Source organism: Collinsella aerofaciens (assembly GCF_902501475.1).
In the GTDB taxonomy this organism is placed as follows: Bacteria; Actinomycetota; Coriobacteriia; order Coriobacteriales; family Coriobacteriaceae; genus Collinsella; species Collinsella aerofaciens_AL.
Window position 1 is genome coordinate 1 of record NZ_CABWIF010000010.1, and the last position, 16,657, is coordinate 16,657.

The following is a 16,657-nucleotide window of genomic DNA, read 5'->3' on the forward strand; positions in this document are numbered from 1 at the left end:
CTACAGGCGGCGGGGGCGGACAGGCCGCTCCGGTGGAACTCCCAGAGAATCCCCTCGCGCTCCTCTTTCGTATACATCGGACTCCCTCCTGGACCCAGATTGGGTCCGAGATTTTGTCCGAGGTCCCTGCTTTCCCGTCAGGAGCTCAAGTGGAAACTACGTCCCGGATTCAAGCCTCGGAATGGGACGTGCTTTCCGGAAGGGCTTCAAGCGGAAACTGTGTCCCAGAATCGACATGGCTTCAAGTGGAAAGCGCGTCTTAGAATACCGCGCCGGCGTTTTTGGCGATTGTGGTGGGCAAGGGGAGCATCGCCTACACACGCGACGACGGCGTGGCGGTGATCCCCACGGCGGCACTTGGGGCGTAGTGGTTTTGCGGGGCGTCGGGCTTCCTTTACCGAAAATCCATTTGGTAAACCAGATGCTCGCGGATAGAATAAAGTCGACGGCAGCCCAAGTGGTGAAGAGCTGGGCAGCGCCGTTGCTTGGTCAAGAGGTCAATGCCTTAATGGCAGCGACTTGTTATGCTTCGAATGCTGCTTGAGTGCCTCGGATAGTTCGATAAGCGCCATGAAGAGCGAGGCCAAAGCAACCAAGAGCTCTGTGAGCTCTGATGGGCCCGGGATGACCTCTGATTCAAGTCATCGGGCCTCAATCTTTTTCACACATTCGAATAGGCGGGCGACTCTTTTGGGGCTGTCTGCGTGGCGCGTGCCTGGTGCATGGCACTGCATCCCGCTTTTGTGTCCGCACGGGCGGCTACGCTTACCGCAACGTAGCCATTCGTGGAAAGGACGGATGCCATGTCGATGGATAAAACTGGGTTCGTGAGCGTTGGCGCCGAGATCGAGGACGAGGTGATGCCCGATCGCGTCGTGTTTAGCATCTGCTTTGGGGGAAGCTTCGATACCAAGGAGGCGTGCCTGAACGACTACAACGCCGATCGCGTTAAGGTCGCTGCGGCATTGGTGCCCTTTGGTTTGGATGACGAGCTAACGTGTCGCGGTTACGCCTGCTACGCGCGAACGACACGCAGAAAGGCGACGATCACTGGCTATAGCTACCATGCCTACGGCACAATCGCCGCGTCGATTGACGCCGTCGATGTCGCCGCTATATGGACGGCTCTTAACACCTGCGGTTCGCGCGCCGACATGAGCGTAGGTTTTGATCTAGCCGACCGGCGTGCTGCCGAGGATGCCCTCATCGCCCGCGTCGTCAAGCGAGCCCGCAACAATGCGCAGGCGCTTGCGGCGGCATCGGGTTCTAAGCTGGATGGCGTCAAGCATATCTCCTACAACAGTCAGCTTGGCAGCATGGATCGGCTTTGCTATGCAAGTGCGGCCGATTTTGCGCTCGGAGCTCCTGCGGGATCGGCTGATTCCAAGGTGACGGTGCTGGAGCCAGAGCCTATCGAGGTCGAGTGCTCCGTGGATGTGGAATGGTGGCTGGAGTAGAGGGGCGAGCCCGGGCGAGCCCCGGACTTCGTAACCGAAATTCCATTTGTTAAACCTGGCGCCCGTGGGTAAAATAAAGTCGACGGCAGCCCAAGTGGTGGAATGCTGGGCAGCGCCGTTACTTCGATTAAGGGGTCAATGCCTTAGAGGCGTCGACCCCTCTTTTTCTGCTTCGTACACTGCTTGAGTGCCTCGGTAAGTCCGATAAGCGCCGTGAGGAGCGAGACCAAAGCGGTCAGGAGCTTCACGAAATCAGTCAGATCGGTCATGGGCATCACCTCCCGTCGCATGGAGGGCGCTGCCCGGCACATGGAACTGCCGTCAACAACTGCAATTCTATCAAAGTACTGCTATAAATACGAATATATGTTCGTTAATAACAGTGACATGATTCTCTCAAAGTGTGGCTTTACGCAAGGATGCCGGAAAGCCGTGCTGTGCGATTTCATGTCCGCACGGGCGCCTATCCTTACGGCAATGTAGCCACCTATGTAGCAAGCGGCAGTTGACGGAGAGAGGCCGTAACCGTGTCAGCTGAAAAGACGCCGTGTATCTCGGCTATCGATACGACGAACTTTGCGCGCCAAATTGTGCTGGATTTTGAGTTTGCGCCGGTGCCAAAGCAGCGCCAGCGCCGCGGACTGCGCAACGAGATTATCGAGGTCGGCGCTGTTAAGCTCGATTACCACGGCAACGTGATGGGCGAGTTCTCGCAGTTTGTGCAGACGGAATATGCCGAAGGCGTTGCGTATCCCGTCCGCGAGCTCACGGGGATATCGGCCGTGGATACCGCCATGGCTGATCCTCTCTACGTGGTGATGAAAAGGCTCAACGATTGGATCGGTCGCTACTCCGCCCAGATAGTTTGCTGGAGCGGGACGGATCGTCGACAGCTTTTGACCGAGTGCCAGGCAAAGCACATCGACTATGCCGCATTTCCTACGGACTGGGCCGACCTGCAGGCGTTTTACACCTCAATCATGGACGTGGGCAGCCATGGGCGCGTCTCTTTGAGTGACGCGGCGACGTGGTTTGGCATCGAGTTCGACGAGTCGACGGGTCACGCCCACAGCGCCCTTGCCGATGCTCATGTGACCGCCAAGCTGCTCAAGCAGATGATGGACGGGAACTACCGCGTGAGCCCGCGCGCCCAGGAGATACGCCAACGATGGGGGATGGGCGAGCGAGCTCAGACGCGCCTTTCCAGCAAGTGCCCCGAGCTGAGCGATCTGCTGCTGAAGTTGAAAGCGGAGGGAAGGTAGGCGGGGCTCCGGGAATGACCTCTGACTCGATTCGCCGGGGCTCTTTTGTTTTCTTTGGAGCTTTCTTGCGGCGCTGACTTTGCTTCGCCTCATTTCGTATAAAGCGGCTGCTAGATTGCATGGTGATGATAAAATTAATCAGTTCAACACCAACAGTTGCCGTCTTGCGCAACGAGGAGTTCCGAGACGTATGAACGAGTCTGACACACGGCTTAAACTCATTGATCCTGCGATTATGAAGTCGTGGGATCGTAATACCCAAGTCTTCACTGAGTATTTCTTTACCAGTGGCGAGATCGTTGTGCGCGGAAGCATGGTCACCCGTAAAGACAAGAAGAAGGCTGACTACCTTCTGATGTATGCTCCGGGCATCCCTATCGCAATCGTCGAGGCCAAGGATACGGAGCACACCGTTGATGCCGGTCTCCAACAGGGGATGGGATATGCTCAGCTGCTCGATATTCCGTTTGCGTACAGCTCAAACGGAAAGGGTTTTGTTGAACACGATTTTCTTTCCGGGAAAGAGCGCGCTTTTACCATGGACGAGTTTCCCGCTCCGGCGGAACTCTGGACACGATACTCAAAAGCTAAGGGGCTTGAGCATCCGTATAGCCAGGAGATTGTGACCGCTCCGTATTACCAGGAGCACGGTGGCAATCACCCTCGCTACTATCAGTGCATCGCCATCAATCGTACGCTTGAAGCTATTGCACGAGGCAAGAATCGCATCTTGCTCGTTATGGCAACGGGAACGGGAAAGACTTTTACGGCTTTTCAAATCGTTCATCGCTTGCGACAGACTACCGAGGTTCGTAAGGTTCTCTATCTGGCGGACCGCAATATTCTCGTCGACCAGACCATAGACGGCGATTTCAAGCCTCTCAAGAGGGTTACAACCAAGGTCGTAGGTCGAAAGCTCGATTCTGCTTACGAGGTCTATTTCTCGCTCTACCAACAGCTTGTTGGTGAAAACGGTGAGGAAATATTCCGCGAGTTCGACTCGGAATTCTTCGATTTGATTATCGTCGATGAGTGCCATCGCGGAAGCGCCGCGGCGGACTCCGCATGGCGTAAGGTGCTCGAGTATTTCAATTGCGCAATTCAAATCGGAATGACGGCCACGCCAAAGGAGACTGAAGAGGTTTCAAACATTACCTACTTCGGCGAACCTGTTTACACCTACTCCCTTAAACAGGGAATCGAGGATGGCTTTCTTGCTCCGTATAAGGTTATTCGCCCTAAGCTGAACGTTGACGTTTACGGATATCGTACTGAGGAAGGCACCGTAGATGATCGCGGCGAAGCTCTGCCCAAACGTGTTCTCGAGAAGCAAGACTTCGACAGCGAGATTGTCATCAAGGAGCGCTACGAGGAAGTTGCCAAGCGAATAACTCAATTTCTCAAGGAGACAGACCGATACTCCAAGACTATTGTCTTTTGCGTTGACATCGAGCATGCCGAAAACATGCGACGCGCCCTTGTAAACGAGAACGCCGATATCGTAAGAGATCACCCCACCTACATCATGAAGATTACGGGTGACGACAGGGAAGGTAAGGCTCAGCTAGATAACTTCATCGACCCCGACGAGAAATACCCGACCATCGTTACGACTTCGAAGCTTCTCACCACTGGCGTTAATTGCAAGACGTGTAAGGTAGTCGTGCTCGACAACAAGTTCGGTGAGCACGGAATGACGGAGTTCAAACAGATTATTGGTCGCGGCACCCGTATTTGCGAGGACTATGGCAAGCTCTACTTCACTATCCTCGATTTTCGCGATGCGTCTCGCTTGTTCGCTGATCCCGAGTTCGATGGCGAGCCTGTTGTTGTGTTTGAGCCCAATCCGGATGACCCCATTGCGAACCCGGATTCCGGTGGCAATGGCGGCGGCCCCGTCTCGCCTTCGCCTCCGATCGTAGACCCACCCGTATTACCGCCGGACGATCCGTCCTCCCATGTGAAATATCACGTTCATGGGGCCGATGTCTATGTAGTGTCGGAGATGGTGCAGTATTACTCCTCCGATGGCCTTCTTGTAACTGAGGGCCTTAAGGACTATACGAGAAAAAACATCCTTGGCGAATACGACACTCTTGACCACTTCCTAGCGGCGTGGAACTCTGAACATAAGAAGCAGGCGATTATCGATGAGCTGCGCGCTCATGGCGTATTTCTGGATGAGCTGCGGCTTGAGACTGGACAAGAGCAAATGAGCGACTTTGACCTCATTTGCCATATTGCTTACGACCAGAGGCCCCTGACGCGCAGCGAGAGAGCCAATAGCGTCAAGAAGAAGGGCGTGCTTTATGAGTATGCCGGCGTCGCGCGCGAGGTCCTTGAGGCACTTCTCGACAAATATGCGACGTCGAACCTCGTAGACTTGGACGATACCCATGTTCTCGATCTCGAGGAGTTCCGTCGGTTTGGCAGCCCGATGAAGATCGTTGCCGCATTCGGCGGCAAACAACAGTACATTCAGGCAGCACAGATGCTCGAGGACGAGCTCTACATCGCATAGAGAAAGGTAACGATAGCAAATGGCACTGGGATCTCTTGTAAAGACCCTGCAGAACATCATGCGTAAAGACGCCGGCATCAATGGCGATGCACAGCGCATCGAGCAGATGACCTGGCTTTTCTTCCTCAAGATCTACGATGCCAAGGAGCAGGAGTGGGAGTTTCACGATGACTCCTATCAATCCATCATCCCCGAGCGTCTACGCTGGCACAGCTGGGCACATGATGCGAAGGACGGCAAGGCGCTTACCGGCGATGAGCTCCTCGATTTTGTAAACAACGATCTATTCAAGACTCTTGAGAGTCTTGAGCTTGCGCCCGATGCGCCTTTGCGACACGTTGTCGTCAAGGCTGCTTTTACTGACGCCAACAACTACATGAAGGATGGCATTCTGCTTCGTCAAGTCATCAACGAGATTGACGAGTCGGTTGACTTTACCGAGTATAAAGAGCGTCACGCATTCGGTGAAATTTACGAGACCATCCTGAAAGACTTGCAGTCCGCAGGTAACGCCGGCGAGTTTTACACGCCCCGAGCGGTGACTGACTTTATGGCCCAGGCGCTTGCGCCCAGGCTCGGTGAGACTGTGGCGGACTTCGCGTGTGGCACGGGTGGCTTTTTGACGAGTGCCCTCAAGATTCTCGACTCCCAGGTGCAGACTCCAGCCGATCGCGAGCTCTATGCAAGATCGGTCTACGGTATCGAGAAGAAGCAGCTCCCTTACCTGCTGTGTGTGACCAACATGCTGTTGCACGATATCGATAACCCTGAGGTCTTTCACGATAACTCGCTTGAAAAGGATGTCCGCGAGTGGAGGCACAGGCCAGACGGCCAGTTTGATGTCGTGCTTATGAATCCCCCCTATGGAGGATCTGAAAGCGCTTCGGTGCAAAACAACTTCCCTGTTGCGCTCCGTAGCTCCGAGACCGCCGATCTATTCCTTGGTCTCATTCTTTACCGCCTTAAACGGGGCGGACGCGCTGCCGTTATCATTCCGGACGGGTTCCTCTTTGGCCAGGACAATGCAAAAACTGAGATTAAGCGTCGTCTGCTCGAGGAGATGAACTTACATACTGTTCTGCGCCTTCCGCAGAGCGTTTTCGCTCCTTACACGAGTATTACCACCAACGTTTTGTTCTTCGATAACACCGGAGCTTCTGAGGGCGTCTGGTTCTATCGGATGGATATGCCCGAGGGTTATAAGCACTTTTCTAAGACTAAGCCCATTAGGCTCGAGCATTTTGCACCCGTAAAGGAATGGTGGGAGAACCGTCGAAATATCGAGGAAGACGGTAATCCGAAGGCAAAGTTCTATACGGTCGATGAGTTGCGAGACGGTGGCTTCAATCTTGATTTGTGTGGCTATCCTCACGAGGAAGAAGAGATTTTGCCGCCCGACGAGCTGATTAGGAACTACAAAGAAGAGCGTGCTAAGCTCGATGCCGAGATTGACCAGAAGCTTGCTCGTATTTGCGAGATTCTTGGGATTGAGGCGTAGATGAAGGCAAAAGACCTGAAGAACTCAATCCTGCAAATGGCGATTGAGGGAAAGCTCGTTCCACAAGACCCGAGTGATGAGCCTGCAAGCGTCCTGCTTGAGCGTATTCGTGAAGAGAAGCATAAGCTTATTGCTGATGGTAAGGCTAAATTCCCGAAGGGCGGGGAGAGCATTATCTATATCGGTTCCGATGGCTCCCCCTATGAGAAACACGTGGACACTAAGGGACGCGTTCTGAGCGACAAGTGCATCGCAGACGAGGTTCCGTTTGGGATTCCGGAAAGCTGGGCCTGGGCGAGATTTAGTGAAGTCATTGGAATTGCAGCGCGTTTGGTCGACCCGTTGAAATATCAGGACTTTCCTCATATCGCGCCTGACAACATCCAAAAAGGCACCGGAAAGCTCTTGTTCTGTCATAGTGTTAAGGCCGACGAGGTTAAGAGCGCCAATCACCTGTTCTCTGCAGGACAGATTCTCTATTCGAAGATTCGTCCAGCTCTTCGAAAGGCGGTTATCGCCCCTTTTGATGGGCTGTGTAGTGCGGATATGTATCCGCTCAACACCAAGCTGCAACCTGAATATGTCCTCACGGTTCTCCTCAGCAATTTCTTCACTGAGGAGACGCTTAAGGGTGATACGCGTGTCAAAATGCCAAAGACTAATCAGAAGTCATTGAACGTCATTCTGGTCCCAGTTCCGCCCCTGGCTGAGCAGCGCCGCATCGTCGAGCGGGTGAACGAGCTCATGCCCCTGGTCGAGGAGTACGGTGAGCTCGAGGACGCCCGCGAGGAGCTCGACGCCGCGCTGCCCGGCCGCCTGCGCAAGTCGGTGCTGCAGCTGGCGGTTCAGGGAGGGCTCGTGCCGCAGGACCCCGCAGACGAGCCCGCCGGCGTTCTGCTGGAGCGCATCCGCGGGCAGCGCCGGCAGCTCGTGGCCGAGGGGGAGATGAAGGCCCCGAAGGGCGGTGAGTCGATCATCTTCGCCGGTTCCGATGGCCGCCGCTATGAGAAGAGGGTGGACGCCAGGGGCCGCGAGTCCGAGCCCGTCTGCATCGAGGACGAGATCCCGTTCGAGATACCCGAGAGCTGGGAGTGGGCGAGGCTCGAGAGCGTCACCACTTACATCCAGAGGGGCAAGTCGCCGAAGTATTCGACCGTCGAGAAATACCCCGTGATCGCCCAAAAGTGCAACCAGTGGAGCGGATTCTCCGTGGAAAAGGCGAGGTTCATCGACCCAGCCACCGTATCCAAGTACGCGGATGAGCGGATTCTGAAGGATGGTGACCTTCTCTGGAACTCGACCGGCCTCGGCACGTTGGGCAGGATGGCGGTCTATGACTCGGCGAAAAACAGATACGGCTGGGCCGTCGCCGACAGCCACGTGACGGTGATCAGGACGCGGGAAGATTGGCTTGATCACCGGTTTGCCTTCGCCTATTTCGCGGGGCCGTCAGTCCAGTCTGAAATTGAAGACCAGGCAAGCGGCAGCACGAAGCAGAAAGAGCTTGCGCAGGAGACGGTCAGAAACTACCTAATCCCAGTTCCGCCCCTCGCCGAGCAGCGTCGCATCGTTTATGAAGTTGACTGGCTTTTCAAAATACTTGTCTAACTGTTTTCATGACCTCGTCGAAAGGAAGATGTCATGAGAATGTTTGTACAATACTTGCAGGAAAAGGGTTATGCGGAAAACACTGTTGATTCTTATTCCTTTGCAATATGCCAGCTTATCGATAAAACTCAGTCTCTAACAAACCAGTCACTTCTTGCGCACAAAGAGTGGCTGGTTTCTTCATTCGCTCCGAAAACGGTTAACAACCGCATCGGCGCAATTAACACCTACCTTGATTTCATCGCTTTCGATGGAATCCGACTCAAAGGAGTGCGAATTCAACAGAAGCCGTTTCTCGACAATGTCATCAGCAATGAACAATACATGCAGTTAATCAGCGGCCTGAAGCAAGACGGTGATTGGTTTTGGTATTTCATCGTTCGCTTTCTTGGTTGTACGGGTGCGAGAGTAAGTGAGTTAAGACAGTTCAAAGTAGAACACGTTACCGCTGGATATATGGACATTGTTTCAAAAGGCCAGAAGCTCAGGAGAATTTGGATACCTGACTCTTTGCGTGAAGAAAGTCTTACATGGAAAGCCAAGCCAATGAATGGCCTTCTATTTCCAGGCAAAAACGACAACGCGATTACTTCGCGCGGCATATCCGTAGGGTTGAAGCGTGCCGCACTGCGCTATGGCGTCGACCAAGACGTCGTATACCCGCATTCATTTCGGCACTTGTTCGCAAAAAACTTTATCAACCGCAACCCAGATATTTCACTGCTTGCTGATCTTATGGGACACGAAAGCATTGAGACAACGCGAATCTATCTGCGGCGCACTGCCGATGAACAGCGCGCCGCGGTTGATGAAGCAGTCAATTGGTAAGAGCAAATACTTCGGTGACTCTAGAAACAATTCGTTTCTGCTCGCTGGCCGGGGGAACAGGAACTAGAGCGCGATACAGCCTGTTGTCATTGATTGCCGGATAGGCAACCCCCTTTGCGTTCTCATTGGCATTTGCATAAGAGTCAAAGCTAGGAGAAACCAAAAAGTAGAGAAGAAAACTAGGAAGGAATCCGTCAAGACATGAAAGGACAGCAAACCCAGTACTTGCGATGGGCTTAATATTAAAATCCTTATCTACGATACAGGCATTATGCAAATAAGGGCGGACGGTCGCATAGAGCACATCATTCTTTGCGACTAGCTTTCTTGCTCGTGAGGGCGCGTCAGCTGCATTTATAACAGTTTCTTGTCCGAGCTTTTGGTTCACATTGTCAATCGACGAGATGTCGATATAGGCAAAACGCGCCTCAGGCCTCTTCTGCCCGCGATTCAAGACAAGAGACCCTAAACGACGCCACTCCCAGCTCTCGGGTATCTCGAACGGGATCTCGTCCTCGATGCAGACGGGCTCGGACTCGCGGCCCCTGGCGTCCACCCTCTTCTCATAGCGGCGGCCATCGGAACCGGCGAAGATGATCGACTCACCGCCCTTCGGGGCCTTCATCTCCCCCTCGGCCACGAGCTGCCGGCGCTGCCCGCGGATGCGCTCCAGCAGAACGCCGGCGGGCTCGTCTGCGGGGTCCTGCGGCACGAGCCCTCCCTGAACCGCCAGCTGCAGCACCGACTTGCGCAGGCGGCCGGGCAGCGCGGCGTCGAGCTCCTCGCGGGCGTCCTCGAGCTCACCGTACTCCTCGACCAGGGGCATGAGCTCGTTCACCCGCTCGACGATGCGGCGCTGCTCGGCGAGAGGCGGAATCGGAAGAAATAGCTCTTTTAGCACTGCTGCTTTGATTCCTTTTGCGGTCGTCCCCGTGGCATGATCCTTAACTTGAATTTGGAACAGTGGAGATAGAATTATTTGGCAGAATAGGGCATTGTCTGGACCAACTGTGCCGTAATTCTGAAGGGTAATGACACGCTGTCCACAGCTGCAACGTTTCATTTCGCATATCGCGCAATACCCCATCGGGGCTTCGGTTGTAAACAGCAAATCGCCACGGTGGGTCTCTCCGCGAGACAAGCGTGTTGCATATTCGTCTTCTGAAATATACTCCTCGCGTGTGTAATCAATATAGCCTTGGCGAATGTTGCTCGCAGTCATTAGTCGAACACCTGAAGGTGATTTGTGAGGTGTTTTACCCCTGTAATCAATGAAGTTATATACGGTTTCCAGCCTTGCCCAAGCCCACCCCTCGGGCAGCTCCTCAAACGGCACTTCGTTCGCGATGCACTTATCGCTAGTCACGCGACCCTTGGCATCCACCTTCTTCTCATAGGGGGAGCCATCGGAACCGGATTGGCTTTCAACTGTATTCGCGACAAGCGTTGTAAAATCTAGTGAGACGAGCATCCCGGTTGCTCTAGCGCTTCGATGCTCTGGTCTTTAGCGCCTTTCGTTCAGTGGGGGACTGACCGCAAGCGGCGTAAACAAGAAAGGGGGCAACCGAGGCAAATCTACTCGACCTTATGGGCGTGGCGAAGATGCAGTTCGTCATTCCCGTGTACCAGCGAGTTTACTCGTGGAGTGTGAAAGAGTGCGAGGTGCTTTGGGATGACGTCATGCGCGCTGGCCGTGATGGCGCATCGCACTTCGTGGGGTCGATGCTCTATATCCCCGAGTCCGAGAGCTCTGCCACGAGTATCTCGCGAGTGCTTCTGATTGACGGACAGCAGCGTCTGGCGACGTTTTCGTTGATGATTGCTGCCTTGGCTGACTATCTGGAGAGTAATCCCGACAAGGCTGGCTTCCTTGGCGATCTCAAGATCTCAGCGCTGCGGAAGAACTACCTCTTTAACGATGACGACTATAACGGTCTAGCGCGCTACAAATTGGTGCTCTCGCAGGACGATAAAGAGACGCTGTTCTCCATCGTATCTAGATCTCCCGTGCCAGATGAAAAATCGGATCGGATCGTCGAGAACCATGCGTTCTTCCGCGAGAAGATGCACGGGAAATCATTCGACCCTGCAAGGCTTTGGGCGGGGCTAAACCGCGTACAGGTCATCGACACTAAGCTCACCGCTGGCGTTGACAATGCCCAGCTCATATTTGAGTCCATGAACTCCAAGGGCAAGCCGCTCACGCCTATCGACCTCATTCGCAACTACGTTCTTATGTCGCTTCCCAACGACGAGCAGACCAAGCTTTACGAGGGCTACTGGCATCCGCTCGAGTGTTTGTTCGGAAAAGGCGGCGAAGAAGAGTTCAATGCATTTATCTGGTACTGGCTGTGGCTTAAAGTTCCCAATAGGATGCCGAAGGAGAACGAGGCCTACTACGAGTTTAAGCGCTATTTCGCCGACGACTACGATGGTGACACCGAGGGTCTGCTTAAGGAGCTGCGCGGGTATGCACATAGATACGCCAGTCTGTTCCTTGGTAAGGAGAAGGACGACGGACTGCGCCGAGTGTTCGGCAGAATCGTAAGCCTCGACGTGAAGCAGATAAGGCCCCTCTTAATGTTGCTTTATTCGGTTTACGAGGGGAATGGACTAGACCGCAATGCGTTTCTCCGTATCTGCGAGACCATCGAGTCGTTCCTGTTCAGGCGGGCGGTTTGCGGCAGGCTTACCACGGGTCTAAATAATTTCTTTGCCGGCATGTATCGCAATCTCGAGCAGCAGGACGATATCGAGGAGTACGTTACGGCGATGCTCCTTATCCACAGCAGCGGTATGACCGCATACTTTCCGACAGACGAGCATTTTGTCGAGGAGTTTAAGACGCGTGACTGCTACAACCGCTTCTCTAAAAAGCGCTATTACCTGGAACGCATGGAGAACTGGCACCACCCGAAGGAGTCCATCTCAGCCGACGATTACCAGATCGAGCACATCATGCCCCAGACGATCGATGATGAGCACGGCTGGAAGGAATCGCTTGGTGAGAACTGGGAAGACGTCCACGACAGGCTGTGCAACAACTTGGGAAATCTTACGCTGACGGGCTACAACCAGGAGTACTCAAACCGGTCGTTCTCGGACAAGCTCAATCTGCCTGACGTCGGATTTAAGTGCAGCCCGCTCTACCTAAACAAATCGATTGTCTCGCATGAAAAATGGGGTGAGGAAGAGATTGGGCAGCGCGCGGACGAGCTGGCGAAAGAAGCGTGCGAGATATGGAAGTATCCCGACCTTCCGGCAGACGTCGTCGACAAGTACCGTCCTTCTCGTGGGGAGTCTGACGAGGCTCCTGTCTGGACTCTGCAGGAGAACCACCCCACCTTTGCCGAAGGTGGGCTCAATCAGAAGCTTTTCGATGAGGTGCGCGAGTCCGTTCTGAGTGGTAACCCTTCGTGGGAGTCCTACATAGCTAAGTACTATGTAGGCTTCAGGTCGGGCAAGCGAAAGTTGCATGCCGTGCTAGAAGGCAGGACCAGCAACGGTGGTTGGATTGCCGTCGGCCTGGCAAAGAGTGTGGATGATCTAACGGATCCAGAGGACATATGCCAGGACAAACGCACGCAGGGTGGATTTGGCCCGGGCCTACCAACCTATGTTGCCCTTCGGAATGCTGATGACATTCCCGCGGTACTCGATCTTATAAAGCAGTGCTAGGTTGAAGGCCGGGAATCTAGTTCCCGGCCCTTGCCAGCTCAAAATCGTCGATGGCTCGTCCGCCCGTCTACACCCTTACGATCCTGCGGGCCGCACTCAGCAGCTCGTACTCTCTCTGGCTCCACTGGCGCAGCTCGGCCGCGCGCACGGTGTCACGGCACAGGTCCAAGAACACTTCGGCCCCCTCGTAGAAGCACTCGCGGGCGAAGGCGCCGGATCCGTCCGCAACGCACGCACCGTCGGCAAAGAGCTTCCAGCTGGACGGCTCGCGCGAGCCGTCTCCGAGCAGCTTGATCTGCAGAACATGTGGGCCGCCAGCGGCACATGGCCCTTCTTCCAACGCCTGCACCGTAAAGCGCATCTGGAGGGACAGAGTATAAAATCCGGAAAAGTGTCGAAATAGGCACCTTAAAACTTCGGAAAAGTGTAGTTGGATGACAAAACAGCACTTAGAAGCCGATGCTGGATGCGGGATCCTGTGGTCGCCTTCAGCCCTCGCTACTCGTCGTCCTCGTCGTTGGGGTCGCCCTTGAGGGTGTTGATGTCCAGGTACTGGTTATCGTCCTCTTTTTGCTGGGTCTCCGACTCCGCTTGGGTGGGGCCGGAGAACAGCTGGAATCCCTCAAACGCAATGACGCCGAGCAGGGCGATGACAATGGCGATAAAGGCAACCCTGACTGCCTGCGGAAATTCCGAGAAACGCAGCGCCTTTTCCTCGGCGTAATAATCGGCGAAGCGCTCTTCGCCCGTGCTTTTGGTATACGCCGGTGCGGACGCGGCCTCCGGGTCATATTCCGGTGCAGGCGTGGCAGCGTACGGATCGTTGAGATAATCGCTCGATGCGGTGCCATAATCCTCTGTCTCGATGCGACCGTTGCCAGCATAGCCATCGGAATAATCGGAATATGCCGCACCGCCCTCATAGTCCGTGGCGCTCGTGTTGGCGGCAAAAAGCGGGTTAACTGGAACATCGAGCGCCGGCATGCCGGTAGAGGTCTCATCCAGATCGGCTGCAGCCCAGGAATCGTAGGCAACCTGACGGGCAACGGGCTCATCGAGCCTTGCGACCGGAGGCTTGCGTGCCGCAGGAACAGGCAACTGCTGGGCGCTGTACATAACGGTGCTGTCGGCCGATTTGCCCTGCGTCGCTGCAGCGAGAAATGCCGCCGTCTCGGACGGGTCGCTTGCGGGGCGGGGAGCGGGCGTGGGCGCCGAAGTGGGTGCGAGCGTAGGCGCGGGCGTCGAAACAGGCGACTGCGCAGGAGTCGGCGCAGATACGGGCTTAGGCGCAAGTGCGGGATCGGGGCTTGACGGGCGAGCCCCGCCGCCCATGAGTTCGTCGGCGGTCCACGGGCGATCATCCATCACGTCGTCAAGGCTCAGCGAAAACAGGTCGTCTTCACCCTCATCGAACATGCGGTGCACATGTCCACCAATTGCCGGAATCAATCCACGACCGGTGCATGATGCCTTGCTCAACGCCATTCTGTTCCATCCTTTCGAAATACTAATGACATCGATTATATGGAACTTCCCAAGCTGCTCGGTCTTGGATTCGTGCTTTCCAGAACTCGCGCCCAAAAGGGGAGGGGCAATCCAGGCGAGCGCTTACTTGTCGCCGGCCGCCGCCTTGGCCTCATTGAGGTAGCTATAGAAGCTGTACTTTGAGATGCCAAAGAACTCGCAGGCGCGCTCGCTCGACTTGGAAATGAGGAAGGCGCCGCGACGGTCGAGGTAGCCAATGGCACGAATGCGCTCGTCTTTGGTCATGAGTGCCGCGGGCTTGCCCACAAACTGCTCGCACTCGTGCAGCAGGTCCTCGAGCAGGTCGCCGATGTTCTTGGTAATGGGCTCGGGCTCGGTATAGCCCGTGCCGCCGGTGCCGGTAAAGGCGTCGAGCGAACGCTCAAAAGCCTTCATAAGCGTAATGTCAAAGTTGATGCCCAAAATGCCGACGGGCTTGCCCTCGTCGTTGCGGATAAAGATGGTCGAGGACTTGAGCAGCTTGCCATCGGTGGTTTTGGTGAGGTATGGCTCGCGGTCGTGCACGTCGGTGGTGCCCTCGTGCATGGACTCAAACACAATATGGCTGGGGCCGTCACCCAGTTTGCGCCCGCTGACGTGGCCGTTTTCGATCACTACGATGGAGTGGTCCACGTCCTCGGTCTCCAGATCGTGGACGACGACTTCGCAGTTGGGGCCAAATTGGAGCGCCAGACCGTGTGCGAGGCGCTTGTAAAACTCAATCTGTGCGGGGGTCATGGGTGCCTTCCTAAAAATTAGTTTGGGCACACTTTGCCATAAACCACACTTGACCGCAAACAAATCCATCAACAAGGCAATTCATGACCGTTCGGCGGCGAATAAGTACCGATTACGGCAACAAACAATTCGTTAGGTATGCCAATCAAAAAGTGTGATAGAACATTACTAACAAACTTTTTGTTTGGCATCCACATAAAAGTTCAGCCGTGTGAATGGGATCGGGCTGAAACGCGTATGCGGGGGCCGGCAAGAGAGGACTTAAGGAGTTCACCGTATGGCCGATAAGATCCAGTGGGCGGGCAACACGATGCCCAAGAGCGATGACAAGCACTTGGGAATCATGAGTCTCGACCACGTGAAGAAGGCCCGCGCCTTCCACCAGTCGTTCCCCCAGTACACCGTCACTCCGCTTGCCCGCCTGGACGGCCAGGCTGCGCGCCTGGGTCTGTCCAACCTGTGCGTTAAGGACGAGAGCTATCGCTTTGGCCTCAACGCCTTTAAGGTCCTGGGCGGCTCGTTTGCCATGGCCAACTACATTGCCGACGAGACCGGCAAGGACGTTGCCGAGTGCACCTTCGATTACCTGACTTCCGATCAGCTGGCCAAGGACTTTGGCCAGGCTACCTTCTTTACCGCCACCGACGGCAACCATGGCCGCGGCGTGGCATGGGCTGCCAACAAGCTGGGCCAGAAGGCCGTCGTGCACATGCCCAAGGGTTCTACCAAGCCCCGCTTTGATAACATCGCCGCCGAGGGCGCCACGGTGACCATCGAAGAGGTCAACTACGACGAGTGCGTGCGCATGGCCGCCGCCGAGGCTGACGCCTGCGAGCGTGGCGTCATCGTTCAGGACACCGCCTGGGAGGGCTACGAGAAGATCCCGTCCTGGATCATGGAGGGTTACGGCACCATGGCTTCCGAGGCTGCCGAGCAGCTGCGCGAGATGGCCATCAACCGCCCGACGCACGTGTTTGTCCAGGCTGGCGTGGGCTCGCTGGCCGGTGCCGTGGTGGGCTACTTCACCAACCTGTATCCCGATAACCCGCCCACCTTCGTCGTGGTTGAGTGCGCGCCTGCCGCCTGCCTGTACAAGGGCGCTGCCGCCGGCGACGGCGATCCGCGCATCGTGGACGGTGACATGCCCTCCATCATGGCCGGTCTGTGCTGCGGCGAGCCCAACATCCTGGGTTGGGATATCCTGCGCAACCACGCCACCGCCTTCGTGTCCTGCCCCGACTGGGTCACCGCTCGCGGCATGCGCACCCTGGGCGCTCCCGAGAAGGGCGACCCGCGCGTCATCTCCGGCGAGTCCGGCGCTGTGACCACCGGCCTGGTCGAGACCCTCATGCTCGATCCCGAGTACGCCGAGCTCAAGGAGCTCATCGGCCTGGACAAGACGAGCTCCGTGCTCTGCTTCTCCACCGAGGGCGACACCGACCCCGACCAGTATCGCCGCATTGTTTGGGAAGGCGAATATCCCACTTGCTAATCGTTGGGGCGGAGTAAATAGGTATCGCTCCGCCACCTCACAGGTAGATTA

The 16,657-nt window shown here is 55.6% G+C and carries 13 protein-coding genes; 8 read left to right on the forward strand and 5 right to left on the reverse strand.

Annotated elements, in window-relative coordinates; all coding sequences use genetic code 11:
• Positions 1-803 precede the first annotated feature (803 nt).
• Positions 804-1,457 (forward strand): SIMPL domain-containing protein, encoded by a 654-nt coding sequence (locus GDJ93_RS02675; RefSeq protein WP_055309379.1) that lies wholly within the window; start codon positions 804-806, stop codon positions 1,455-1,457.
• Between the two features lie 143 nt (positions 1,458-1,600).
• On the opposite strand, the gene GDJ93_RS10185 is transcribed toward GDJ93_RS02675, so the two are convergent.
• Positions 1,601-1,726 (reverse strand): hypothetical protein, encoded by a 126-nt coding sequence (locus GDJ93_RS10185; protein ID WP_262348828.1) that lies wholly within the window; start codon positions 1,724-1,726, stop codon positions 1,601-1,603.
• Between the two features lie 258 nt (positions 1,727-1,984).
• On the opposite strand from GDJ93_RS10185, the gene GDJ93_RS02680 reads away from it, so the two are divergent.
• The 5 genes from GDJ93_RS02680 to GDJ93_RS02700 all read left to right on the forward strand — a co-directional run bounded on the left by GDJ93_RS02680 (position 1,985) and on the right by GDJ93_RS02700 (position 9,174).
• On the forward strand, positions 1,985-2,719 hold the full coding sequence (locus GDJ93_RS02680) for a 3'-5' exonuclease (protein WP_152067662.1): 735 nt from the start codon (positions 1,985-1,987) through the stop codon (positions 2,717-2,719).
• A gap of 190 nt (positions 2,720-2,909) precedes the next feature.
• Positions 2,910-5,240, forward strand: coding sequence for an EcoAI/FtnUII family type I restriction enzme subunit R (gene hsdR / locus GDJ93_RS02685; protein WP_152067663.1), 2,331 nt, complete (start codon positions 2,910-2,912; stop codon positions 5,238-5,240).
• Between the two features lie 19 nt (positions 5,241-5,259).
• Complete coding sequence (locus GDJ93_RS02690) at positions 5,260-6,738, forward strand: class I SAM-dependent DNA methyltransferase (RefSeq protein WP_152067664.1); 1,479 nt, start codon at positions 5,260-5,262, stop codon at positions 6,736-6,738.
• Positions 6,739-8,346, forward strand: coding sequence for a restriction endonuclease subunit S (locus GDJ93_RS02695; RefSeq protein WP_152067665.1), 1,608 nt, complete (start codon positions 6,739-6,741; stop codon positions 8,344-8,346).
• A gap of 33 nt (positions 8,347-8,379) precedes the next feature.
• Positions 8,380-9,174 (forward strand): tyrosine-type recombinase/integrase, encoded by a 795-nt coding sequence (locus GDJ93_RS02700; RefSeq protein WP_006235246.1) that lies wholly within the window; start codon positions 8,380-8,382, stop codon positions 9,172-9,174.
• On the opposite strand, the gene GDJ93_RS02705 is transcribed toward GDJ93_RS02700, so the two are convergent.
• The gene (locus GDJ93_RS02705; RefSeq protein ID WP_152067666.1) at positions 9,164-10,645 is read right to left on the reverse strand and encodes a restriction endonuclease subunit S; all 1,482 of its coding nucleotides are present in this window, start codon (positions 10,643-10,645) and stop codon (positions 9,164-9,166) included. The genes GDJ93_RS02700 and GDJ93_RS02705 overlap by 11 nt on opposite strands.
• A gap of 116 nt (positions 10,646-10,761) precedes the next feature.
• On the opposite strand from GDJ93_RS02705, the gene GDJ93_RS02710 reads away from it, so the two are divergent.
• Complete coding sequence (locus GDJ93_RS02710; RefSeq protein WP_152067667.1) at positions 10,762-12,852, forward strand: DUF262 and DUF1524 domain-containing protein; 2,091 nt, start codon at positions 10,762-10,764, stop codon at positions 12,850-12,852.
• A gap of 67 nt (positions 12,853-12,919) precedes the next feature.
• On the opposite strand, the gene GDJ93_RS02715 is transcribed toward GDJ93_RS02710, so the two are convergent.
• From GDJ93_RS02715 to GDJ93_RS02725, 3 genes are all read right to left on the reverse strand, one after another.
• Positions 12,920-13,192 carry a hypothetical protein gene (locus GDJ93_RS02715; protein ID WP_152067668.1) on the reverse strand — a complete coding sequence of 91 codons (273 nt, stop codon included), beginning with the start codon at positions 13,190-13,192 and terminating at the stop codon, positions 12,920-12,922.
• A gap of 158 nt (positions 13,193-13,350) precedes the next feature.
• Positions 13,351-14,337: a hypothetical protein gene (locus tag GDJ93_RS10190; RefSeq protein WP_152067669.1), complete on the reverse strand. Its 987-nt coding sequence runs from the start codon at positions 14,335-14,337 to the stop codon at positions 13,351-13,353.
• A gap of 123 nt (positions 14,338-14,460) precedes the next feature.
• A complete protein-coding gene (locus GDJ93_RS02725) occupies positions 14,461-15,114 on the reverse strand; it encodes a helix-turn-helix transcriptional regulator (RefSeq protein WP_022094290.1) in 654 nt (217 codons plus the stop codon).
• Between the two features lie 277 nt (positions 15,115-15,391).
• Between GDJ93_RS02725 and dpaL the strand changes: the two genes are divergently transcribed.
• Positions 15,392-16,606, forward strand: coding sequence for a diaminopropionate ammonia-lyase (gene dpaL / locus GDJ93_RS02730; protein ID WP_118266260.1), 1,215 nt, complete (start codon positions 15,392-15,394; stop codon positions 16,604-16,606).
• Positions 16,607-16,657: the final 51 nt, after the last annotated feature.